This is a genomic window from Burkholderia sp. F1, from assembly GCF_050813845.1.
GTDB lineage: Bacteria > Pseudomonadota > Gammaproteobacteria > Burkholderiales > Burkholderiaceae > Burkholderia > Burkholderia ubonensis.
Map to the genome: position 1 here is coordinate 1212958 of NZ_CP172422.1, position 20111 is coordinate 1233068.

Genomic DNA, 20111 nt, shown 5'->3' on the forward strand with positions numbered 1-20111 from the left:
GATCCTGAGGGATTTATTAAGGATGGCTGATAAAAAGTCATCGAAATGAAACAACGCCTTGATAGCGGGACGTGCCGGATGTCCCCGTCAGCGCGGGGATGATCCGCAACAGAAAGGGGAATGGCGCATGCCGCCAACAGCAGATCGTAAATCACGCGAACCGCGGCGGCTCCGATGCCGGTGCCTGGCCGGCGTGGCGCTGGTCGGAGGGCTGAGCCTCGCGCCCGGCGTCCGCGCGCAGGAGGCGGGCGTGGCGGCGCCGGCGGCGAAACCGGCGAGCGGCGTGCCGCAGACGTTCGACGTGAACGCATTCATCGTGCGCGGCAATACGACATTGCCGAGCATCGAGATCGAGAAGGCGGTGTATCCGTTCGAAGGGCCCGGCCGCACGCTGGCCGACGTGAACGCGGCGCGCGATGCGCTGCAGAAGGCGTATCAGGACCACGGCTACCAGTCCGTCGTGGTCGAGCTGCCGCAGCAGCAGGTGAAGAACGGCGTGATCCTGCTGCAGGTGGTCGAGGCGAAGGTCGGGCGGCTGCGCGTCGACGGCGCGAAATACTACTCGCCGCAGAACATTCGCGACGCGGTGCCGGCGCTCGCGGAAGGCGTCGTGCCGGATTTCAACCAGGCACAGCTGCAGCTCACCGACCTGAACCGCTCGCCGGACCGCCAGGTGATTCCGGTGCTGAAGCCCGGCACGCTGCCGCAGACGGTCGACGTCGACCTGAAGGTGGACGACCACAGCCCGCTGCACGGCTCGCTCGACCTGAACAACGACAGCAGCCCCGGCACGTCGTCGCTGCGCACGACCGCGACCCTCAGCTATTCGAACCTGTGGCAGCTCGGCCACGTAATTTCCGGCACCTACGTGCTCGCGCCGCAGCATCCGAACGACGCGCGCGTCTATGCGTTCTCGTATCTCGCGCCGATCAGGGATACGCGCTGGAGCTTTCTCGCGACCGTGGTCCACTCGGACAGCAACGTCGCGTCGGTCGGCGGCACCAACGTGCTCGGCAAGGGCACGACCTACGGGTTCACGGCGATCTATGCGCTGCCGGCGTCCGACACCTATGCGCAGTCGGTGAGCATCGAGATCGACCGCAAGCATTACGACGAGAAGGTGAGCGTCGCCGGACAGTCGTCGACGGTGCCGCTGACCTACGTGCCGGTGACGTTCTCGTACAGCGGCCAGCTCAGCCTGAAGCAGTCGCAGACGTCGTTCTCCGCCGCGCTCGTGACCAACATCCGCGGCATCGGCAGCGACTGGGGCGCGTGGGACAGCAAGCGCTACAAGGCGACGCCGGATTTCGTCTACGGCAAGTTCGACGTGAACCATACGCAGCGCTTCGGGAACGACATGCAGGCCAACGCGCACGTCAGCGCGCAGATCTCGAACTCGCCGCTCGTGTCGAGCGAGCAGTTCGCCGCGGGCGGGATGAACAGCGTGCGCGGCTACTTGCAGGCCGAGGACACGGCCGACAGCGGCGTGACCGGTTCGCTCGAGCTGCGCACCCCGTCGCTCGCGAAATTCCTCGGCGGCGCGATCGGCAGCCGCATCAACGAATGGCGCTTCCATGCGTTCGTCGATGCCGCGCATCTGTGGCTGCTGAGCCCGCTGCCCGAGCAGACGTCGAGCTTCAACCTGCTCAGCGTCGGCGTCGGCACGCGGCTGCAGCTGGCCAAGTACGCGAGCGCCGACTTCGAGGCGGGCTGGCCGCTCAAGGCGGGCGTCTATACGAAGCAATACAGCCCCCGGTTCGATTTCTACGTGCGACTGGGGTTCTGACGGTTTTTTTTGATCGTGCCGCGCATCCGCGCAGCGGGGCGGCGCATTCGGGGAGTGGATCGTGAAGCGAGTGATGGGGTTACTGTTGGCGGCGATGCTGGGCGTGCTGCCCGGCATCGCGCAGGCATGGTGGCAGAACGACTGGTCGTACCGCAAGGCGATCACGCTCGATGCCAGCGGCAAGGGCGCGAACCTGACGGAATCGGCGGGCCGCGTGCCGCTGCTGATTCGCCTGCATTCGGGCAATTTCCAGTTCGACGGGCTGGCCGACAACGGCGCGGACATCCGCTTCGTCGCCGCCGACGACAAGACGCCGCTCAACTATCACATCGACCAGTACGACGCGATGCTCGGCGTCGCGCTGATCTGGGTCGACATTCCGAAGCTGCCGGCGGGCGCCGCGGAATCGATCTGGATGTACTACGGCAACAAGAAGGCGCCGGACGGCGGCAAGCCGGCCGAGACGTTCGACGCCGACTACACGCTCGTCTACCACTTCAACGGCGCGGCGGGCGCGCCGCCGAAGGACGCGACCGCGTATGCGAACAACGCGCAGAACGCGCCGTTTCGCAGCGTCGAGGACGGCATCGTCGGCAAGGGCGCGCAGTTCGACGGCAGCGCGGCGCTGACCCTGCCGGCCAGCCCGTCGCTGAACGTCGCCGCGGGCGGCAGCTTCACGTTCAGCGCGTGGGTCAAGCCGGCGGCGCTCGCGCCGAACGCGCTGCTCTATAGCCGCCGCGACGGCGCGAACGCGCTCCTGATCGGCCTCGACAACGGCGTGCCGTTCGTGCAGGTCGACGGCGCCTCGAACGGTTCGGCGCCGGTGCGCACGCCGGCCGCCGCGCCGGTCGCCGCGAACCAGTGGACGCATCTGGCGGTGACGGACGACGGCCGCAACCTGACCGTCTACGCGAACGGCAAGCAGGTCGCGCAGGTCGCCGCGCCGCTGCCGGCCCTGACGGGGGCGGCGGCGGTCGGCGCGGATGTCGCGGGGGCGCCGGCCGGCTTCGCGGGCTATGCGGGTGCGATCGACGAGCTGCGGCTGTCGAAGGTCGCGCGCCCGGCCGCCGCGATCGCGGTCGACGCGCTGTCGCAGGGCTCCGAATCGAAGCTCGTCGCGTACGGCAACGACGAGAAGCAGTCGGGCTTCGGCTTCGGCTACTTCGGCGTGATCGTGCAGTCGGTGACGGTCGACGCGTGGGTGGTGATCACGATCCTGCTCGCGATGGCGATCGTGTCGTGGGGCGTGATGTGGACGAAGGCGCGCTACGTCGGCATGGTCGACAAGGCCAATCATTACTTCGTGCAGCGTTTTCGCGAAGTCGCGGGCAAGCACCTGGTCGGGCTCGCGCACGTCGACGAACGCAGCGACGACGGCCGCCGGCTGAACCAGTCGTCGCTGTACCGCCTGTACCGGGCCGGCGTGCATGAAATCCACAGCCGCGTCGACGACAACGGCCGCACGGTGATCACGACCGAGTCGATCGAGGCGATCCGCGCGTCGATGGACGCGACGCTCGTGCGCGAGAACCAGCGGCTGTCGAAGTCGATGGTGCTGCTGACGATCGCGATCTCGGGCGGCCCGTTCCTCGGCCTGCTCGGCACGGTGGTCGGCGTGATGATCACGTTCGCGGCGATCGCGGCTGCGGGCGACGTGAACGTCAACGCGATCGCGCCGGGCATCGCGGCCGCGCTGCTCGCGACGGTCACGGGCCTGTTCGTCGCGATTCCGGCGCTGTTCGGCTACAACTACCTGCTGATCCGCAACAAGAACGTGACCGCGAACATGCAGGTGTTCGTCGACGAATTCGTCACGCGCCTGGCCGAAGCGCATCGCTCGCCGGATCACGCGGTGCTGGCCGACTGAACGGACGCGGGGAGACCACCATGCAGGTTCAGGACGACGACAAGCCGTACGACGACATCAACATCACGCCGATGCTCGACCTCGCGTACGTGCTGCTGATCATTTTCATCATCATGACGACCGCGTCGGTGCAGGGCATCAAGGTGGACCTGCCGAAGGCGAGCTCGTCCGCCAGCCTCGCGAAGCCGAAGACGAAGGCGATCACGGTCGCGGATTCGGGGCAGATCTTCCTCGATGCGTACCCGGTGACGATGGACGAGCTCGAAAACCGGCTGCGCACCGAGAAGGCGAGCAACCCGGAATTCCCGATCGTGCTGAAGGGCGACGCGGCCGTGCAGTACCAGCGCGTGATGGACGTGCTCGACCTGCTGCGGCGCCTCGACCTGTCGCAGGTCGGCCTCGTGACCGGCAAGGCGAAGCAGGGCGGCTAGGCGATGGAAATGACCTACAACGGCGGCGAGCCGCGCAAGGGGCCGGGCCGCTTCGTCAAGCCGGCCGTCATCGTGCTGGCGCTCGCGGGGCTCGGCGCGCTGGTCTGGCATTTCGCGAGCGACACCGCGGGCGTGAAGCGCGCGAGCGCGCCGCAGGTGACGACCGTGATTCCGCTGCCGCCTCCGCCTCCGCCGCCGAAGCAGAAGCCCCCGCCCGAAAAGGTGAAGGAGGAGGTGAAGACGCCGGTCGACAAGCCCACCGTCGCGCCGAAGCCGTCGGAAGCGCCGAAGCCGTCGGACAACCAGCCGAAGCAGATGACGATGAACGCGCCGGCGCAGGCCGGCACGGACAACTTCAACATCGGCGCGGGCGACGGCTCGGGGATGGTCGGCAGCGGCGGCGGCGGCCGCTTCGGCAACGCGGGCTACACGCAGTACATGGTCTACGTGCTGCAGCGCGCGATCGAGCAGGACAAGGGCGTGCAGGAGGCGGGCGGCGCGCGCTTCGCGGGCAGCCTGAACCTGTGGCTGGAGCCGTCGGGACGCATCGCGAAGGTGACGATCGCGCAGTCGACCGGCGACGCGAAGATCGACGCGGCCGTGGTCGCCGCGGTCGAGGCGCTCGGCAAGGTGGACGAGGCGCCGCCGCCCGCGACCGCGTATCCGGTGCTCGTGCGGCTGCAGGGGCGCAAGCCGGCATGACGGGGCGCGCGCGAGCGGCGAATGGATCATGGGGCAGGTCCGTCGGACGGATGCTGCCGGAAAGGAAACGAAAATTGTTCGGAGTGCTGCGATGATTCACAAGATGAACGGACGGGGCGCGGTGCCCCGCAGCGGCGCGCTGCCCGCGCGACTGTCGCGCGTCGGCGCGGCGGTGCTGACGCTCGGGCTGACCTGCGCGTCCGCCGCGCACGGGCAATCGCTCGAGGCACAGGCGGCGAAGGGGAAGGCGTCGCCGACCGAGAGCGTGGTGATCAACCTGATCAACCTGCTCGTCAAGCGCGGCGTGCTCACGCAGCAGAATGCGAACGAGCTGATCAGCGAGGCGCGCACGGAAGCCGCGCAGGCGAAGGCGGCCCGCGCGTCGGGCGCCCCGGTCGTGGCGGGTGCGGGCGTCGTCAACCCGCCGACGCAGCCGGGCGACGTCGCGGTGCCTTACGTGCCGCAGGTGGTGCGCGAGCAGATCCGCGACCAGGTCAAGCAGGAGGTGATCGCGCAGGCGAAGGCCGAGAACTGGGCGCAGCCGAACACGTTCCCGGACTGGGTGTCGCGCATCAAGCTCGACGGCGACATGCGCGTGCGCGACGAATACCACTTCTACGGCAGCGGCAACGCGAACAACGTGACGAACTTCGCCGCGATCAACCAGGGCGGCGGCTTCGACATCAATTCGAACACCAACACGACGCAGCTGCCGACGCAGAACACGACGCAGAACCGCAACAACCTGCTGCGCTACCGCGCGCGGCTCGGCGTGACGGCGACGCTGTCCGACGAGCTGACGGCAGGCCTGCAGCTCGCGAGCGGCAACGACAACGGGCCCGTGTCGACCACGGCCACGGCGGGCGGCGGCTTCGGCAAGAAGAACATCTGGCTGAACAAGGCGTATTTCGCGTACCGGCCGACGTCATGGCTGAACCTGACGGCCGGCCGCTTCGACAATCCGTTCTTCAAGTCGGACCTGGTGTTCTCCGACGACCTGATGATGGACGGCATTGCCGCGAACCTGCGCCATGCGCTGCCGTGGAACCCGGACGTCACGCTGTTCGGCACGCTTGGCGTGTTCCCGATCCAGTACACGAGCGAGAACTTCCCGTCGAACAGCACCAACAAGGCGGGCAGCGACACGAAGTGGATGATCGGCGCGCAGTTCGGCGCGGACTGGAAGATCAACGCGCAGAACCGGCTGACGGGCGCGGTCGCGTACTACGACTTCCAGAACATGCGCGGCACGCTGTCGTCGCCGTGCGCGCTGTATCTCGGCGCGACGAACTGCAGCACCGACAACCAGGCGCCGGCCTTCATGCAGGGCGGCAACACGCTGCTCGCGCTGCGCAACATCGTGCAGAACCCGAACCTCGCGCCGGGCATGACGCCGCAGCCGCAGCTGTTCGGGCTTGCGTACAACTACCGGCTGCTCGACCTGAAGGCGCAGTGGGATACCGTCGTCGCCGACCGCTTCAAGCTGCGGCTCGACGGCGAATACGTGCGCAACCTCGCGTACAACGAGAACAAGGCGTTCAGCGCGGCGTCGCTGCCGGTCAACAACTACGAGTCGACGTCGGTGCACGCGACGCGCGCTGACTACCGCAGCGGCCCGAACGGCTTCCTCGCGAAGGCGACGGTCGGCGAGCCGGAGCCGCGCGCGAAGGGGCAGTGGAATTTCTCGATCGCGTACAAGTACCTGCAGCCGGACGCCGTGCTCGACGCGTTCAACGATTCGGACTTCCACCTCGGCGGCACCAACGCGCGCGGCTACGTGATTGGCGCGGCCTATGCGGTCGCGCGCGACGCGTGGGTGTCGGCGCGCTACCTGAGCGCAAAGGAAGTGTACGGCCCGCCGGTGTCGATCGACGTGCTGCAGCTCGAGCTCAACGCCCGTTTCTGACCGGAGCCGCGGATGAAAACCACGCAACACGCGATCGTCGCGGCCGGCCTCGCCGGTGCGCTGCTGCTGGCCGCCGGCGGCGCCGGCGCGCAGGGCATCGAGGACAAGCTGCGCAGCCAGCTGCGTTCGACCGTGCAGGAGCTGCGTCAGCTCCAGAACGGCCAGGCGCAGTTGCAGGCGGACAGGACGGCCGCCGAGCAGCAGCGCGACGACGCGCTCGCGCAGCTGAAGGCGGCGCAGGCGCAACTCGCGGCGGCCAAGGGGCAGTCGGGCGGCGAAGCGGCCGCGAAGCGCGCGCTCGCGCAGGAGCGGGCCGCGCGCGAGCAGGATGCGCAGGCGCTCGCGAAATACAAGGCGTCCTACGAGGACCTGCTGACCGTGTCGCGCGCGCGCGATGCGCAGCATACGCAGCAGCAGGGCGAAATCCGCGCGCGTGACACGCAACTGCAAACCTGCCAGGCCCACAATGCGGAGCTGTATCGCGTGGGCCGCGAGATCCTCGACGCGTACGAGCATGTCGGCATCGGCACGCTGTTCGCGTCGCGGCAGCCGTTCGCGGCGGCCGCGCGCGTGAAGTACGACGACCTCGCGCAGCGTTACGGCGATGCGCTGTACGCGGGCAAGTACGACCCGGCCGCGCGCGCGGCGAACCCGGCGAGCGCGACCGCTGCGGCGTCTGCGCCTGCTGGCGCTCAGTGACGGAACGGGCCTTCCGTCGCGCGAGCGACCCGATCGATTCGTTGAAACAAGGAAGAGAGAACCATGCTGGACAGCAAGATGGAAGCGTCGGGCGACCGCCCGGCACAGGATGCGCTGATCGATGCGATCGGCGTCGACGCGCTCGCGGACGTGTTCCGCAACGCGGGCTACCGCGTGACCGCGACCGAGCAGAACGGCGCGGTGCAGCTGATGAGCGCGAGCCAGGGCGTCGGCTTCGCGGTGCGCTTCGGCAACGCCGCGCCGCCGCAGGGCGAGGCCGCGGGTTCGTCGATTGCGCGCTACCTCGACTACACGCTCGGCTGCGTGCTGCAGGTGCAGGGCGACCTGCCCGCGCAGCTGGTGGCCGACTGGAACCGCACGAAGCGCTTTGCGCGGCTCGCGAGCCACGGGCCATTCCTTGCGCTGGAGATGGACGTGATCGTGGCGGGCGGGGTGTCGGTGCGCTACCTGCATTCGACGATCGAGCTGTGGGACCGCATGGTGCAGGAATTTCTGCTGCACCTGCGCAACCGGCCGGCATTCGCCGAGCAGGAAGCCGCCGCGCGCGCGGGCACCGGCGCGGAGCAGCGCGCGGGTAGCGACGCCCGGACCGACGACGCGGGTCAGGCGCGCGCGGAAGCCGCCGCGCAATGACCGGTGCCGGCCGGATCGGCGCTGCGCTGCGTGCGCTGCTGGCACGCGGCCGGCCGGCGCAGCGCGGCCCGGTGGCGGTCGGCGATGCGCCGGCCGCGTGGGTCGACTATGCGCAGCGCGTCGCGCAGCGGCTGGAAGCCGCGCTCGACGGCACCGATGCGGCGGCATCCCGTTTTCGCGCACATCTCGAACGCGCTGCGGCGCACAGCGAGGACGACGGCGCGCCACCCGCGCTGCGGCTGAAGGCGTGGCTCGACCGGCGCGGCGGCATCGAGCGGGTCGAGAGCGCGCCGGCGTTCGCGCCGGACGTCGCCGCGGACCTGCGCTCGGCGCTGGTCGGCCGGCGGGTCGGCGCGCCGCCGCCGCGCGGGATGACGCAGCCGGTGGTCGTGCGGGTGCGCGTTGCGATTCAGGACAGCAGTCAGACAGGACAGGAACGATCGTGAAGAACTTTGCAACGATGTTGGGCGGCCTGCTGCTGAGCGTGCCGCTGATGGCGGCCGCGCAGGACGACGTGATCGCGAACGCGGCCCAGGCGTCGGTCACGCAGTCCGACATCGCCGCGCTGCTGAAGGCGGCGGGCGACGAAGGGCGCACGCGGCTCGCGGCCGATCCCGCCGCGATGGATCAGGTCGTGCGCGCGACGCTCGCGCAGAAGGCCGTGCTCGCCGAGGCGAAGGCGAAGGGCTGGGACAAGCAGGCCGACGTGCAGTCGGCGATCGAGCAGGCGCGGCGCGACATCATCGCGCGCAGCTATCTCGCGTCGGTGAACGCGCCGCCGGCGGACTATCCGTCCGACGCCGAAATCCAGTCGGCGTACGAAAGGAATCGCGCGGCGTTCACCGTGCCGCGCGCGCTGCGCGTCGCGCAGATCTACGTCGCCGTCGCGCCCGACGCGGACGCGGCGGCCGTCGACAAGGCGCGCAAGCAGGCTGCGGACCTCGCGAGCCGCGCGCGCGGCGGCGACTTCGCCGCGCTGGCGAAAGCGAACTCGCAGGACGCCGCGAGCGCCGCGAACGGCGGCGACATGGGCTTCGTGCCCGAGACGATGCTGCTGCCCGCGGTGCGCCAGGCGGCCGACGCGCTGAAGACGGGCCAGGTGTCCGCGCCGATCCGCACGGCCACCGGCTTTCACGTGGTGAAGCTGATCGATACGCGGCCGGCGGCGCCGCGTCCGCTCGCGGACGTGAAGGAGCGCTTGCGCACGATGCTGCGCGCGCAGCGCACGCAGCAGAACGCACAGGCGTATCTCGCGAAGCTCGGCGGCGACGCGCCGATCAACGAAGACGCGCTGAAGAAGGCGCTCGCCGCCGCCCGATAGGCATGCTCATGACCGTCACCCGTTCTGCACCGAAACCGGCAGTGCCCGAGCCACGGAGCCCGGCGCCCGCGCGCATCGTTGCCGCCAACGCGTGGCCCGGCGCGCCGGGCGCGCTGCCGTCGCACTGCCCGCTCTGTTTCGGCACGCTCGAACCGATGCCCGGCATGCCGGGCCGCGCGCGCCACCGGAGCGCGCGGTGCTCGGCCCAGTGCGTGCTGACGACCCGCCAGTACCAGCCGGACGAGATGGCGGTGTGCGGCGGCCGCGACGCGCGGGTGTCGGCGCGTCATCGCGAGCGCTTCGTCGCGAACTGGGAGCGGCATTACGCGCTGGTCCGGCGCATGTGGCCGGCGTTCACGATCGCGCGCTTCACGGCGGTGCTGGCCTGCGCGGACGTGCAGGACCTGTGGTCGTATCCGTCGCTGCGCGACGACGACCTGGCGTCCGTGCTGCTCGTGCTGGCCGGGTTCATGCGGACGCCGGGCGCGCACGAGCCGGCCGGCGCGCCCGCGACGGGCGACCCGGCGCCGGCCGATGCGTCGGCCGACGGTCCCGCTCGCTGGGTGCGGTTCTGGTTCGACGCGAGCGTGCGGGATGCGGGGGATTTGTGGACGGCGGGCGCCGATGCGCCGCGGTTCTTTCGCGTCGACTACCGCGAACCGCAGGCGACGCCGTTTCCGACCGGCGCGCAGGTGCTGGCGTGGCAGCGGATCGGCGGCGTGCGCGACGCATGGGCGCAGCAGCAGGGCGCACCCGTGCCGGCCGTCGAGCCGGCCGGGCGCGCGGCGTTTGCGCGTTTCGTCGCCCGCTCGCTGCGGCGCGACGCAATCTGACGACGGCCGCGACGAGGCCGCGAGCATTTAAAGAGGCAGGCATGGGCGAATGGCGGAAGTGGAGCGTGGCATGGGGGTGCGCGTTGCTGGCGGGCGCCGTCCATGCGCAGGCCGGTCGGCCGGCGGCGGCAGGCAGCCAGCCGGGTTCGGCGGCGAAGCCGGTCTGTGTCGATGTGGAAGTGAGCGGCGAGCGCGCGCTGTCGTACGACTGCCTGAGCGCGCAGCTCAAGCCGAAGGCGGCGCCGCCGGCGGGCGCGTCGCGGACGGCCGCGGAGGGGCTCGCGACGGCGCCGTCGAACCGGCTCGGCACGTTCAACCTGTCGACGGAGCGCAACCGCTTCGGCACGAACTGGGGCAAGTCGGCGACGCCGCAGCGCCCGGCGCAGCCGGTCGCGGTGCCGCCGAAATGAGCGGACGCGCGTCGTTCGCGCGTGACGCGACGAGGACGATGATCGTGGAATCGGGTATCTGCAGTCGGGTGGTCGCGACGCTCGCGATGCTGGGCGCGATCGCGCTGGCTGGCGCGGGCGATGCGGACGGATTGGCAGCGGCCGCCGAACGGCCGGTGCAGGCGGCGGGCGCCGCGACGCTGCCTCAGGCGGCCCCGCCGAACTTCGCCGCGCTCGTCAAGCGGTATGGCGCGGCGGTCGTCAACATCAGCGTCACGCGCGAGGTGACGCAGCTGGGCATCCAGCTCCCGCCGGGCATCGGGCCGGACCATCCGCTCGCGCCGTTTCTCGCGCGCCGCGTGATCGGCAATCGCGACGAAGTGAGCCTCGGCTCCGGGTTCATCGTCGGCGCGGACGGCGTGATCCTGACGAACCGGCACGTGGTCGGCGACGCGGCCGTGGTCGACGTGAAACTGACCGACAAGCGGCAGTTCAGGGGGCGGGTGATCGGCAGCGATCCGCTGTCCGACGTCGCGGTGATCCGGATCGACGCGCGCAACCTGCCGACGGTCGTCACCGGCGATCCGGTGCGCACCGGGGTCGGCGACTGGGTGATGGCGATCGGTTCGCCGTACGGGTTCGCGAACACGGTCACGCAAGGCATCGTCAGCGCGAAGTCGCGCTCGCTGCCCGGCGAGCGTTACGTCCCGTTCATCCAGACCGACGTGCCGATCAATCCCGGCAATTCGGGCGGGCCGCTGTTCAGTCTCGACGGTCGCGTGATCGCGATCAACTCGATGATCTATTCGAAGACCGGCGGCTATCAGGGGCTCTCGTTCGCGATTCCGATCGACCTCGCGCTCGACGTGATGGACCAGCTGCTGCGCACCGGCAAGGTCACGCGCGGACGGCTGGGCGTCGCGCTGCAGGAAGTCAGCGACGCGCTCGCGCGTTCGTTCGGCCTGCCGAATCCCGACGGCGCGCTGATCACGATGGTCGAGCCGGGCGGGCCCGCCGCGCAGGCCGGTCTGCAGGCCGGCGACGTGGTGCTCGCGATCGACGGCAAGCCGGTCGCGGATTCGGCGGACCTGCTCGGCGCCGTCGCGGGCATGCGGCCCGGGCATCGCGCGGATCTGCTGGTGTGGCGCGCGGGGCAGGCGAGTCACCTGCAGGCGGTGGTGGGGGCGTTCGACAGCGGCGTCGCGTCGAACGGCGACGCGCAGGCGCTGGCGCGATTCGGGCTCGCGTTGCGTCCGGCGAACGAGCAGGAGCGGCGGCAGCTCGGCGTGAGCCAGGGGCTCGTGATCGAGCAGGCGAGCGGCCAGGCCGCCCGCGCGGGGCTGCGGGCCGGCGACGTCGTGCTGTCCATCAACGGTGCGCCGGCCGCGAACGCCGGCGCGCTGATCGGCGAACTGGAGCGTGCGCGCGGCGCCATCGCGCTGCTGGTGCAGCGCGGCGGCGCGCGGCTGTACGTGCCGGTCGATCCGGGCTGACGGCGGGAACGGGACGGTGGACGGGCGCGTGGCGCACCAACGTACAAGCAGGCGGACAGGCAAACGGAAATCGTCATGAAGCGAAACCAGGGGTATCGCGCGCGCGGCTGGGGCGCGGCGCTCGTCGTCGCATGGGCGCTCGTCGCGAGCGCGCCGGCGCGCGCCCAGACCGCCGACGTGCCGCAGCCGTGGATCGGCTACGCGCAGCTCGTCGGACGGCAGTTCCAGGCATGGCTCGAAGCCGACGGCGACGCGGCCGACCGGCTGCACGGATATCTGGAGGATCGCGTGCTGCACGCGCGCGCCGATGCGCCGCCGCCCGCGATCGTCGTGCGCACGTGGATCGGCGCGAGCGGCGCGGTCACGCGCGTCGAATTCGCGACGCTTGGCGACGCGAACGCGGATGCCGCGTTGCGGCAACTGCTGACCGCCGGGCCGCTGGCGGAGCCGCCGCCGCCCGACATGCGCCAGCCGCTGCGCGTGCGCCTGCGGTTGACGCCGAATCCCGACGCGCCGGTCGCGGCTTCCGGGGCGGCGGCGCGTGCGCCGTGACGGGCGTGGCGCGATGACGATCGTGCTGATCCTGGTCGTGCTGGCGATCGGCGTGTTGTTCGGATTCGCCGCGCATGTGGATGCGCTGACCGGCCGGATCGGCCGGCAGCCGGCGCGGGCGCAGCTCGAGCGCTTGCGCGGGGAGGGCGCGGCGCTGCGGCGCGCGTGGCAAGCGGCTTGCCGGGCGAACGCGCGCGCCGGCGTCGCGCGGCTCGGTGCGCGTGGCGCAGGCCGGCGTCCGGCGGCGGGGGCGTCGGGGAAGTGAGCGGGTCGATGCGAGGCGCCGACGCCCGGGCAATGCCGGCGCTTATCGTAATAAGATATGACGTTTTGGCGGGGTGACGACGACCCTCTTCCTCAAAAGGATCTGACCATGGAACTCACTCAATTGGGCGCGCAAGTCGCCCAATTCGGCTTCGCCGAAAGGCAGAAACACGCGCAAGCATTGATGTTTGGCATGGCCAACATCACCGGGTATGTTCCCAGGGGCGTCTGCTACGACGCCGCCGCCTTTGTGAGATACCTGCTTCAAGGCCATGGGCTCATCACGCCCGGCATGCTGCTCGACACGACCGGTCAAAACTGGCGGCCGCGGTTCAACTTCGAGGCCGGCAATCAGTGGGATGGGCGGGCAAGCATTCCGGCCGGAACCGCAGTCGGCTTCTCCCGGGGCGGCAATGTGTTTCATGCCGCGATAGCCGTCGGAGGCAGCAGGATCCGGGCCGTGAACGGGGGGCGCTTGGGGAGCGGATGGCTGTATCCGGTAGACCTCGCGCGCGTTCTTGCCCCCGGTGACGACGGCACCTTCCTGTACGACAGGACGAACATTCGGGTACACCTGTCGCGCCTGTAAAGGACCGGTCAAGGACCGGGTGACCCTGCGTCAAATTGACGAAGGGTCGAGCCGCGCTCACCCCGTTGTCCGGCAATATCCGCATGGCGTCGCGCCGTCTATCGCTGATATCCTCTCGATCGTGTCTGACTATTCACTGGATCGTGGCGACGCGTGCTGCGTCCCGGCGATGCCCGCGGGTGCAAACCGGGGCGCGCGCTGAGGTAGCATGGCTGAATCTCCACGCTGATCCATGACCTGTTTCGTGATCGATTTCCTTCCGTCCATTTGCACATGGACAACACAACGATGAGCGCCGCGACCAAACCCCCTGCCGCGAAGGCGCGGCCGTCGCGCCGGGCCGCGGCCGAGCGCGACGCGCCGGAACCCGTCGCGGCTGGCGACGACGAGCCGGCCGGCGGCGCGTCGTCCTATCTGGTGCCGGGCCTCGAGCGCGGCCTGCGGATCCTGGCCGAGTTTTCCGCGCGCGAGCCGGTGCTCGGCGCGCCCGAGCTGTCGAAGCGCATCGGCATTCCGCGCACGACGACGTTCCGCCTGCTGCAGACGCTCGAAGCGCTCGGCTTTCTCGAACGCGTGAACGGCGACCGCCATTTCCGGCTCGGCGTCGGCGTGCTGCGGCTCGGCTTCGAATACCTGAACTCGCTCGAACTGACCGATCTCGGCGCGCCGGTGCTCGAACGGCTGCGCGATACGACCGGCCTGTCGACGCATCTGCTGATCCGCGACCAGCGCGACGTCGTGTTCGTCGCGAAGGCGCAGAGCAACGCGTCGATGTTCGGCTCGGTGAAGGTGCACGTCGGCACGCGGCTGCCCGCGCACGCGACCGTGCACGGCCACGTGCTGATGGGCGACCTCACGCGCGATGCGCTGCGCCAGCTGTATCCGGAAAAGCGCCTCGAGCAGTTCACCGAGCGCACGCCGGGCACGGTCGACGAGCTGTACGAGCGCATGCGCCACTACGCGCGGCTCGGCTACGCGGTCAGCGAGGCCGCGTTCGAAGCCGGCATCTCGGCCGTGACCGCGCCGGTGCGCGACCATTCGGGCTCGATCGTCGCGGCGATCACCGCGACGGTGCCGCGCTCGGAGATCGGCGAGGCCGGCGAGAAGGAGCGCCTCGTCGAAGCCGTATGCGGCGCGGCGGTCGACCTGTCGCAACGGCTCAACTATCGTCCGCTCGAAAGCGATCCGACGTTCGCGCACGCGCGCCACAAGGTCGCGATGTTCTGACGCGCGGGCGGGCCGCCCGCCGCGTCCAGGCGTCCGGCGCGGGAACGCCGCGCCCGCGCGGCGCGAGTGGGTCCGCGCCGGCATGGCGATCCCTGGAAATTTCCTGGAAATGATGAACAAGACCAAACCCGTCCGGCGCTTTTCGATGATCCGGGAATTCCACCTGGCTGACTGGTTCACGCTCGGCAACGCCGTCTGCGGCACCAGCGCCATTTTCTCGGTCATCTCGTACATCGCCACCGAAGATGTACTGCACGTGTACTACGCCGCCGGCCTGATCGTCGCCGCGCTGATATTCGACATCCTCGATGGCAGGATCGCGCGCTGGCGCCAGAAGTCGTCGGTGCTCGGGCGCGAGCTCGACTCGCTCGCCGACGTCATTTCGTTCGGCGTCGCGCCGGCCGTCATCGGCTACGGGTGCGGGATGCGGGGGATGGTCGACCGGTTCCTGCTCGTCTACTTCGTCGCGTGCGGCGTGTCGCGACTGGCGCGCTACAACGTGACGGCGGAAGCGATGTCGCAGGAAGCGGGCAAGGTGACGTACTTCGAGGGCACGCCGATTCCAACCTCGATCGTCATCGTGCTGATGCTGGCCGTCGCCACCTATTGCGGCGGGATCGGCCCGACCATGTGGCTCGGCGAGGTCGTGACGCGCGTCGGCGTCTTTCATCCGTTGACGCTGGTGTTCGGCCTGTCCGGCTCGCTGATGATCAGCCGGATCCGCATTCCGAAACCCTGACGGCCTGCAGCCGTTCCGGCGCGCGTCGCGCGCGCCCGTGCGGCGCCCGGCCGCGGCGTCAGAACGAATGGTGGATCCCCGCCAGCACGACGACCTGGTTCGCCGTGCTCGACACGCCGGCCGTGAAGAACGCCGCCTTCGCGCCGCCCGATGCGTGCTCGACGAGCACGTTCGCATAGAGCTGCGTGCGCTTCGACAGCGCATAGATGTCGCCGAGCTCGAGCTGGGTCCAGCGCCGGCCCGACAGCGTCGACGTCGCCGCGCCGCCCGCGATCGTGTTGAACGGGCTGGTGCGGTAGTTCACGCCGGCGTCGTAGCTCTGGAACGTGTCCGAGTGGCCGTTCGACTGCATCTTCGTGCGCGTGTAGAGCCCGTGCACGAGGAAGTCGCCGAACTGGTACGACGCGCCCGCGCCGATGTTCTCCACCTTGCTCGCGAGATAGCCGTTCGCGGTGTTCTGCCCCTGGAAGTTCGCGATCCCGGTCTGGCCGATCAGGATCGAACGGTCGTGCTCGTTCGAATAGACGGCCGACGCCTTGAACGGCCCGTTCGCATAGTTCAGCGCGACGCCGACTGACTTGCCGGTCGAGAAGTTCGTCGTGTTGCCGAGCGCCATCACCGCCGCGGCGCTGAAGCCCGCGACATTCGGCGAGCGGTACTGGATCGCGTTGTTGTACGGCACGTTGCCGGTCGCGGCGAGCCCGTCGATGTTGCCCGGATGGAACGCGTACCAGCTCGCCGCGAGGTACGCGGTGCTGAGCGGATCGAGATAGTCGAACGACAGCGGCGTCTGGCGGCCGAGGGTCAGCGTGCCGTAGCGCGCGGAATCGATGCCGACCCACGCGGCGCGGTTCCAGATCGTGTTCGCGGTCGCGAACTGGCCGTTGTTCGTATAGAAGCCGTTTTCGAGCTGGAAGATCGCCGACAGGCCGCCGCCCAGGTCTTCCTTGCCCTTCAGGCCCCAGCGGTCGGGCTGCGTGTTGCCCTGGATCATCGCCCACTTCGCGTGGCCGCCGACGTTGTTCACATAGGCGACGCCCGCATCCGTGCTGCCGTACAGCGTCACGCTGCTCTGCGCCCACGCGCCGGACGCGACGCCGAACCCGACGACCGCCGCCGCTACCGCTTGCTTGACCATTTGATCTCCTTCCTGACGCTCTCGCTCGAATGAATACGGGGCGGGGTGCGCGCATCGGCCGACCTGCCTGCCGCGCACATCCACCGCAAGATGGGCATTCGTGTGTTCCATATAAGGAACAATGTGCCTCTGGTGGAATGAAGTATAGGGCGACGGGAAATGCGGAAAAAAATAAATTTATCGGGTCCGAGCAGCGGCCGGAGATGGCCCGCGTTGCCGGGGCGCATCCTGACATGTCCTGCAAATCCGCGAAACATAAGCAGATTTCCGAAGTTTCAAGCTTGTTGCGGCAATCGCCGACCCGTCGGTCAGTATTTTCCCTAGGGCGTGCGGCTTTTTATTTTCCTCCCGGAAAGTCGCTCCTATAATCACCATCCATAAACTGATGTTCCGGGTATGGAACAAACAAAGCGTCGATCAGAAGGAAGGGTGAGAGATGTCTGAACAATGGATTTGCGCCGGGCACGCCGGCGCGCTGTCGGAAGACACGCCGATCGAGTTCAAGCGGACCGACGGCGTCGAGATCGGGATCTACCGCGTCGGCGACGAGGTGTACGCGCTGGAAAACGTATGCCCGCATGCGTATGCGCTGCTGACGCAGGGCTTCGTCGACGACGGCACCGTCGAATGCCCGTTGCACGAAGCCGTGTTCGACATCAGGACGGGCCAGTGCCTGAAGGGGCCGGGCGGGCGCGCGCTGAAGCAGTACGCGGTGCGCCTCGCCGGCGAGGAAATCCAGATCAAGGTGGAATGACATGAAAGAAGCGACCGTGAACTTCAATCCCTTCCTGAAGCCGTGGGTGGCGCCGCAGCCGAACAACGTCGCGGGCAAGGGGCAGATCGAGATTCCGGGCCAGGTCGAGAACCGGATCTGGCAGACCCGCAAGGCCGAGCCGACGCAGTACGAGAACGATCTGGGCGACGCGCTCGAACGCGTGTTCGAAGCCGGCGCGACCGAGCTGGACGACGTCGTCACGGGCCTGAACCGCATCGGCTTCCGCACGCCGGACGGCGCGCCGTGGACCGCCGAGCGTTTCTGCGCCGAGATGGCCGCGCTCGCGGAATGACCGCGCCGAGCGCGTGACCCGCCGACCCGACGACAACCGAATCCGGAGCACACTGATGACGTCCCCCGCACAACCCGTATCCCAACACGACCCGGTCCGCGCCTATCTCGACCGCGGCATCAAGAACTACTGGTATCCCGTCGCGCCGAGCTGGCAGGTGTCGAACGCGCCCGTCGGCCTCACGCGCCTGTCCGAGCAGATCGTGCTGTGGCGCGACCAGGACGGCCAGGTCCACGCGCTCGAGGATCGCTGCCCGCACCGCGGCGCGCGCCTGTCGCTCGGCTGGAATCTCGGCGGCAACCTCGCGTGCTGGTATCACGGCGTCGAGGTCGACGGCTCGGGCACGGTCAATCGCGTGCCGGCCGTGTCGAACTGTCCGCTCGAAGGCACGAAGTGCGTGAAGTCGTATCCGGTGCAGGAACAGGCCGGCGCGATCTTCCTGTGGTTCGGCGACGACGCGCATGCCGAACCCGCGCCGCTGAACCTGCCGGAAGAACTGGTCGCCGACGAATACGCGCACTTCCTGTGCATGTCGAACTGGACGTGCAATTACCAGTACGCGATCGACAACGTGATGGACCCGATGCACGGCGCATACCTGCATGCGACGTCGCACTCGATGGCCGAAGGCGACAAGCAGGCCGAGATGCGCGTGCGCAAGACGGACACGGGCCTGATGTTCGAGAAGATCGGCCAGCGCGACGTGAACTTCGACTGGGTCGAGCTCGGCGAGACCGGCTGCCTGTGGATGCGCCTCGCGATTCCGTACAAGCAGAAATTCGGCCCGGGCGGCAACTTCGGGATCATCGGCTTTGCGACGCCGGTGGATAACGACCACTGCCAGGTCTATTTCTGGCGTACCCGCAAGGTCGGCGGCTGGCAGCGCGACGTGTGGCGCTTCATGTACCGCAACCGCCTCGAAGGCCTGCACTGGGACGTGCTCGAGCAGGATCGCTACGTGCTCGAAAGCCTCGCGCCGAACGCGCGCGATCACGAATACCTGTACCAGCACGACGTCGGCATCACGCGCGTGCGCCGGATGCTGCGCCAGCGCGCGCAGGAGCATCTGTCCGCGCTCGACGCGCATCGCGCGGCGCACGCCGCCACGGAGTCCGCTCATGGCTGACCAGGCTCCGGTCGTGTCGCTCGCCGGCCGGCGCGTGCTCGTCACCGGCGGCGCGCGCGGTCTCGGCGCGGCGTTCGTGACGGCGCTTGTCGCCGCCGGCGCGCAGGTCGCGTTCGGCGACGTGCTGGCCGACGAAGGCCGCGCGCTCGCCGCGCAGTTCGCGGCGCAAGGCCGCGCCGCGCACTTCTTCGCGCTCGACCTCGCCGACCCGGCCAGCGTTCATGCGTTCGTCGCGCAGGGCGCGGCGGCGCTCGGCGGCATCGACGGCCTGATCAACAACGCGGCGATCACGAACTCGGGCGGCAAGCTGTCGACCGAACTCGACGTCGCGACCTGGGACGCGGTGATGAACGTCAACGTGCGCGGCCTGTGGTTCGCGAGCAATGCGGCGCTGCCGTACCTCGCGCAGTCGGGGCGCGGCGCGATCGTGAACCTCGCGTCGGACACCGCGCTGTGGGGCGCGCCGAAGCTGCTCGCGTATGTCGCGAGCAAGGGCGCGGTGATCGCGATGACGCATGCGCAGGCCCGCGAATTCGGCGCGCACGGCGTGACCGTCAACGCGATCGCCCCGGGCCTCACCGAAGTCGAGGCGACGGCCTACGTGCCGGCCGAGCGCCACGCGTATTACCAGCAGGGCCGCGCGCTGACGCGCGCGCAGGTGCCCGGCGACGTGACGGGCCCGGTGCTGTTCCTGCTGTCCGACGCCGCGCGCTTCGTGACGGGTCAACTGCTGCCGGTCAACGGCGGCTTCGTAATGAATTGATGGTTTTCATGCTCAAGGAGAGGACGATGGCGGACGCCGATATCGAACGCAAGTCGTGGGATCAACCGGAAAGCGCGAGCTTTGCCGACTGGATGGAAGGGCGCGTCGCGCGCTATGCGACGCGGCGCTACGACTGGGACGCGCTGAAGTTCCAGGCGGACTACGACCCGAAGTATCGCCGTGCGCAGATGCGTTATGTCGGCACGGGCGGCACGGGCGTCGCGAAGGACATCAACACGGTGCCGGCCGGCAACTTCACGTTCTCGACGATGGTGATTCCGGCCGGCAACATCGGCCCGAGCCACATCCACATCGACGTCGAGGAAATCTTCTTCGTGCTGCGCGGCAAGATGAAGGTGATCTGCGAGCGCGACGGCGAGACCTGGGAGGCGATCCTCGGCGAGCGCGACCTGATTTCGGTGCCGCCGGGCGTGTACCGCACGGAGATCAACATCGGCGAGGAAGACGCGCTGATGTGCGTGATGCTCGGTTCGCCGAAGCCGATCACGCCGACGTATCCGCCGGATTCGCCGCTCGCGAAGATCAAGCGTTGAGCGGGGACAGG

23 protein-coding genes are annotated in these 20111 nt (G+C 69.2%); 22 read left to right on the forward strand and 1 reads right to left on the reverse strand.

The genetic code is table 11. The features are described from left to right. The first annotated feature begins 127 nt into the window (after positions 1-127). The 17 genes from ACFIMZ_RS24550 (at position 128) to ACFIMZ_RS24630 (ending at position 15452) form a co-directional block, all read left to right on the forward strand. Positions 128-1786 carry a ShlB/FhaC/HecB family hemolysin secretion/activation protein gene (locus ACFIMZ_RS24550; protein ID WP_431824886.1) on the forward strand — a complete coding sequence of 553 codons (1659 nt, stop codon included), beginning with the start codon at positions 128-130 and terminating at the stop codon, positions 1784-1786. A gap of 73 nt (positions 1787-1859) precedes the next feature. Next, positions 1860-3653 carry a DUF2341 domain-containing protein gene (locus ACFIMZ_RS24555; RefSeq protein WP_431824887.1) on the forward strand — a complete coding sequence of 598 codons (1794 nt, stop codon included), beginning with the start codon at positions 1860-1862 and terminating at the stop codon, positions 3651-3653. A gap of 20 nt (positions 3654-3673) precedes the next feature. Further along, on the forward strand, positions 3674-4084 hold the full coding sequence (locus ACFIMZ_RS24560; RefSeq protein ID WP_042588204.1) for an ExbD/TolR family protein: 411 nt from the start codon (positions 3674-3676) through the stop codon (positions 4082-4084). 3 nt (positions 4085-4087) lie between these two features. Then, positions 4088-4786, forward strand: a complete 699-nt coding sequence (locus ACFIMZ_RS24565; protein WP_431824888.1) for a TonB C-terminal domain-containing protein — start codon at positions 4088-4090, stop codon at positions 4784-4786. 91 nt (positions 4787-4877) lie between these two features. Next, positions 4878-6692 (forward strand): putative porin, encoded by a 1815-nt coding sequence (locus ACFIMZ_RS24570; RefSeq protein ID WP_431824889.1) that lies wholly within the window; start codon positions 4878-4880, stop codon positions 6690-6692. Between the two features lie 12 nt (positions 6693-6704). Next, on the forward strand, positions 6705-7391 hold the full coding sequence (locus ACFIMZ_RS24575) for a hypothetical protein (protein WP_431824890.1): 687 nt from the start codon (positions 6705-6707) through the stop codon (positions 7389-7391). A 63-nt stretch (positions 7392-7454) separates the two neighbouring features. Further along, positions 7455-8045, forward strand: coding sequence for a YbjN domain-containing protein (locus ACFIMZ_RS24580; protein WP_431824891.1), 591 nt, complete (start codon positions 7455-7457; stop codon positions 8043-8045). Beyond that, entirely contained in the window at positions 8042-8491 is a 450-nt protein-coding gene (locus tag ACFIMZ_RS24585; RefSeq protein ID WP_431824892.1) for a hypothetical protein, read from the forward strand. The genes ACFIMZ_RS24580 and ACFIMZ_RS24585 overlap by 4 nt, the downstream gene beginning before the upstream one ends. A gap of 14 nt (positions 8492-8505) precedes the next feature. Next, the gene (locus ACFIMZ_RS24590) at positions 8506-9366 is read left to right on the forward strand and encodes a peptidyl-prolyl cis-trans isomerase (RefSeq protein ID WP_431825356.1); all 861 of its coding nucleotides are present in this window, start codon (positions 8506-8508) and stop codon (positions 9364-9366) included. A 41-nt stretch (positions 9367-9407) separates the two neighbouring features. Beyond that, a complete protein-coding gene (locus ACFIMZ_RS24595) occupies positions 9408-10199 on the forward strand; it encodes a hypothetical protein (RefSeq protein ID WP_431824893.1) in 792 nt (263 codons plus the stop codon). Positions 10200-10240: 41 nt separating this feature from the next. Continuing rightward, positions 10241-10609 (forward strand): hypothetical protein, encoded by a 369-nt coding sequence (locus tag ACFIMZ_RS24600; protein WP_431824894.1) that lies wholly within the window; start codon positions 10241-10243, stop codon positions 10607-10609. A 38-nt stretch (positions 10610-10647) separates the two neighbouring features. Then, positions 10648-12081, forward strand: coding sequence for a Do family serine endopeptidase (locus tag ACFIMZ_RS24605; protein WP_431824895.1), 1434 nt, complete (start codon positions 10648-10650; stop codon positions 12079-12081). A gap of 75 nt (positions 12082-12156) precedes the next feature. Continuing rightward, entirely contained in the window at positions 12157-12633 is a 477-nt protein-coding gene (locus tag ACFIMZ_RS24610; RefSeq protein WP_431824896.1) for a YbaB/EbfC family DNA-binding protein, read from the forward strand. A 13-nt stretch (positions 12634-12646) separates the two neighbouring features. After that, complete coding sequence (locus ACFIMZ_RS24615) at positions 12647-12898, forward strand: hypothetical protein (protein WP_431824897.1); 252 nt, start codon at positions 12647-12649, stop codon at positions 12896-12898. 108 nt (positions 12899-13006) lie between these two features. Then, entirely contained in the window at positions 13007-13486 is a 480-nt protein-coding gene (tecA, locus tag ACFIMZ_RS24620) for a type 6 secretion system effector deamidase TecA (protein ID WP_431824898.1), read from the forward strand. A 273-nt stretch (positions 13487-13759) separates the two neighbouring features. Beyond that, positions 13760-14713 (forward strand): IclR family transcriptional regulator, encoded by a 954-nt coding sequence (locus tag ACFIMZ_RS24625; protein WP_431824899.1) that lies wholly within the window; start codon positions 13760-13762, stop codon positions 14711-14713. Between the two features lie 112 nt (positions 14714-14825). After that, on the forward strand, positions 14826-15452 hold the full coding sequence (locus tag ACFIMZ_RS24630; RefSeq protein WP_431825357.1) for a CDP-alcohol phosphatidyltransferase family protein: 627 nt from the start codon (positions 14826-14828) through the stop codon (positions 15450-15452). Positions 15453-15510: 58 nt separating this feature from the next. Here the strand turns inward: ACFIMZ_RS24630 and ACFIMZ_RS24635 are convergent, their stop codons facing one another. Continuing rightward, positions 15511-16590 carry a porin gene (locus tag ACFIMZ_RS24635; protein WP_431824900.1) on the reverse strand — a complete coding sequence of 360 codons (1080 nt, stop codon included), beginning with the start codon at positions 16588-16590 and terminating at the stop codon, positions 15511-15513. A 436-nt stretch (positions 16591-17026) separates the two neighbouring features. Here ACFIMZ_RS24635 and ACFIMZ_RS24640 point away from each other — a divergent pair, with 436 nt between their 5' ends. Genes ACFIMZ_RS24640 through ACFIMZ_RS24660 form a run of 5 tightly spaced genes read left to right on the forward strand, consistent with a single transcriptional unit; the run spans position 17027 to position 20100 of the window. After that, positions 17027-17344 (forward strand): non-heme iron oxygenase ferredoxin subunit, encoded by a 318-nt coding sequence (locus tag ACFIMZ_RS24640; protein ID WP_017329029.1) that lies wholly within the window; start codon positions 17027-17029, stop codon positions 17342-17344. Between the two features lies 1 nt (position 17345). Further along, positions 17346-17657: a recombinase-like helix-turn-helix domain-containing protein gene (locus tag ACFIMZ_RS24645; protein WP_431824901.1), complete on the forward strand. Its 312-nt coding sequence runs from the start codon at positions 17346-17348 to the stop codon at positions 17655-17657. A gap of 55 nt (positions 17658-17712) precedes the next feature. Further along, positions 17713-18783: a Rieske 2Fe-2S domain-containing protein gene (locus ACFIMZ_RS24650; RefSeq protein ID WP_431824902.1), complete on the forward strand. Its 1071-nt coding sequence runs from the start codon at positions 17713-17715 to the stop codon at positions 18781-18783. Further along, complete coding sequence (locus tag ACFIMZ_RS24655) at positions 18776-19546, forward strand: SDR family oxidoreductase (protein WP_431824903.1); 771 nt, start codon at positions 18776-18778, stop codon at positions 19544-19546. The genes ACFIMZ_RS24650 and ACFIMZ_RS24655 overlap by 8 nt, the downstream gene beginning before the upstream one ends. Positions 19547-19572: 26 nt before the next feature. Beyond that, positions 19573-20100: a cupin domain-containing protein gene (locus ACFIMZ_RS24660; protein WP_431824904.1), complete on the forward strand. Its 528-nt coding sequence runs from the start codon at positions 19573-19575 to the stop codon at positions 20098-20100. The last annotated feature ends 11 nt before the right edge of the window (positions 20101-20111 follow it).

Bases quoted from the DNA above. Each gene is read 5' to 3' on its own strand.
- ACFIMZ_RS24550 (WP_431824886.1), top strand. From the start codon at position 128: ATGCCGCCAACAGCAGATCGTAAATCACGCGAACCGCGGCGGCTCCGA.
- ACFIMZ_RS24555 (WP_431824887.1), top strand. From the start codon at position 1,860: ATGGGGTTACTGTTGGCGGCGATGCTGGGCGTGCTGCCCGGCATCGCG.
- ACFIMZ_RS24560 (WP_042588204.1), top strand. From the start codon at position 3,674: ATGCAGGTTCAGGACGACGACAAGCCGTACGACGACATCAACATCACG.
- ACFIMZ_RS24565 (WP_431824888.1), top strand. From the start codon at position 4,088: ATGGAAATGACCTACAACGGCGGCGAGCCGCGCAAGGGGCCGGGCCGC.
- ACFIMZ_RS24570 (WP_431824889.1), top strand. From the start codon at position 4,878: ATGATTCACAAGATGAACGGACGGGGCGCGGTGCCCCGCAGCGGCGCG.
- ACFIMZ_RS24575 (WP_431824890.1), top strand. From the start codon at position 6,705: ATGAAAACCACGCAACACGCGATCGTCGCGGCCGGCCTCGCCGGTGCG.
- ACFIMZ_RS24580 (WP_431824891.1), top strand. From the start codon at position 7,455: ATGCTGGACAGCAAGATGGAAGCGTCGGGCGACCGCCCGGCACAGGAT.
- ACFIMZ_RS24585 (WP_431824892.1), top strand. From the start codon at position 8,042: ATGACCGGTGCCGGCCGGATCGGCGCTGCGCTGCGTGCGCTGCTGGCA.
- ACFIMZ_RS24590 (WP_431825356.1), top strand. From the start codon at position 8,506: ATGTTGGGCGGCCTGCTGCTGAGCGTGCCGCTGATGGCGGCCGCGCAG.
- ACFIMZ_RS24600 (WP_431824894.1), top strand. From the start codon at position 10,241: ATGGGCGAATGGCGGAAGTGGAGCGTGGCATGGGGGTGCGCGTTGCTG.
- ACFIMZ_RS24605 (WP_431824895.1), top strand. From the start codon at position 10,648: ATGATCGTGGAATCGGGTATCTGCAGTCGGGTGGTCGCGACGCTCGCG.
- ACFIMZ_RS24610 (WP_431824896.1), top strand. From the start codon at position 12,157: ATGAAGCGAAACCAGGGGTATCGCGCGCGCGGCTGGGGCGCGGCGCTC.
- ACFIMZ_RS24615 (WP_431824897.1), top strand. From the start codon at position 12,647: ATGACGATCGTGCTGATCCTGGTCGTGCTGGCGATCGGCGTGTTGTTC.
- tecA (WP_431824898.1), top strand. From the start codon at position 13,007: ATGGAACTCACTCAATTGGGCGCGCAAGTCGCCCAATTCGGCTTCGCC.
- ACFIMZ_RS24625 (WP_431824899.1), top strand. From the start codon at position 13,760: ATGGACAACACAACGATGAGCGCCGCGACCAAACCCCCTGCCGCGAAG.
- ACFIMZ_RS24630 (WP_431825357.1), top strand. From the start codon at position 14,826: ATGAACAAGACCAAACCCGTCCGGCGCTTTTCGATGATCCGGGAATTC.
- ACFIMZ_RS24635 (WP_431824900.1), bottom strand. From the start codon at position 16,590: ATGGTCAAGCAAGCGGTAGCGGCGGCGGTCGTCGGGTTCGGCGTCGCG.
- ACFIMZ_RS24640 (WP_017329029.1), top strand. From the start codon at position 17,027: ATGTCTGAACAATGGATTTGCGCCGGGCACGCCGGCGCGCTGTCGGAA.
- ACFIMZ_RS24645 (WP_431824901.1), top strand. From the start codon at position 17,346: ATGAAAGAAGCGACCGTGAACTTCAATCCCTTCCTGAAGCCGTGGGTG.
- ACFIMZ_RS24650 (WP_431824902.1), top strand. From the start codon at position 17,713: ATGACGTCCCCCGCACAACCCGTATCCCAACACGACCCGGTCCGCGCC.
- ACFIMZ_RS24655 (WP_431824903.1), top strand. From the start codon at position 18,776: ATGGCTGACCAGGCTCCGGTCGTGTCGCTCGCCGGCCGGCGCGTGCTC.
- ACFIMZ_RS24660 (WP_431824904.1), top strand. From the start codon at position 19,573: ATGGCGGACGCCGATATCGAACGCAAGTCGTGGGATCAACCGGAAAGC.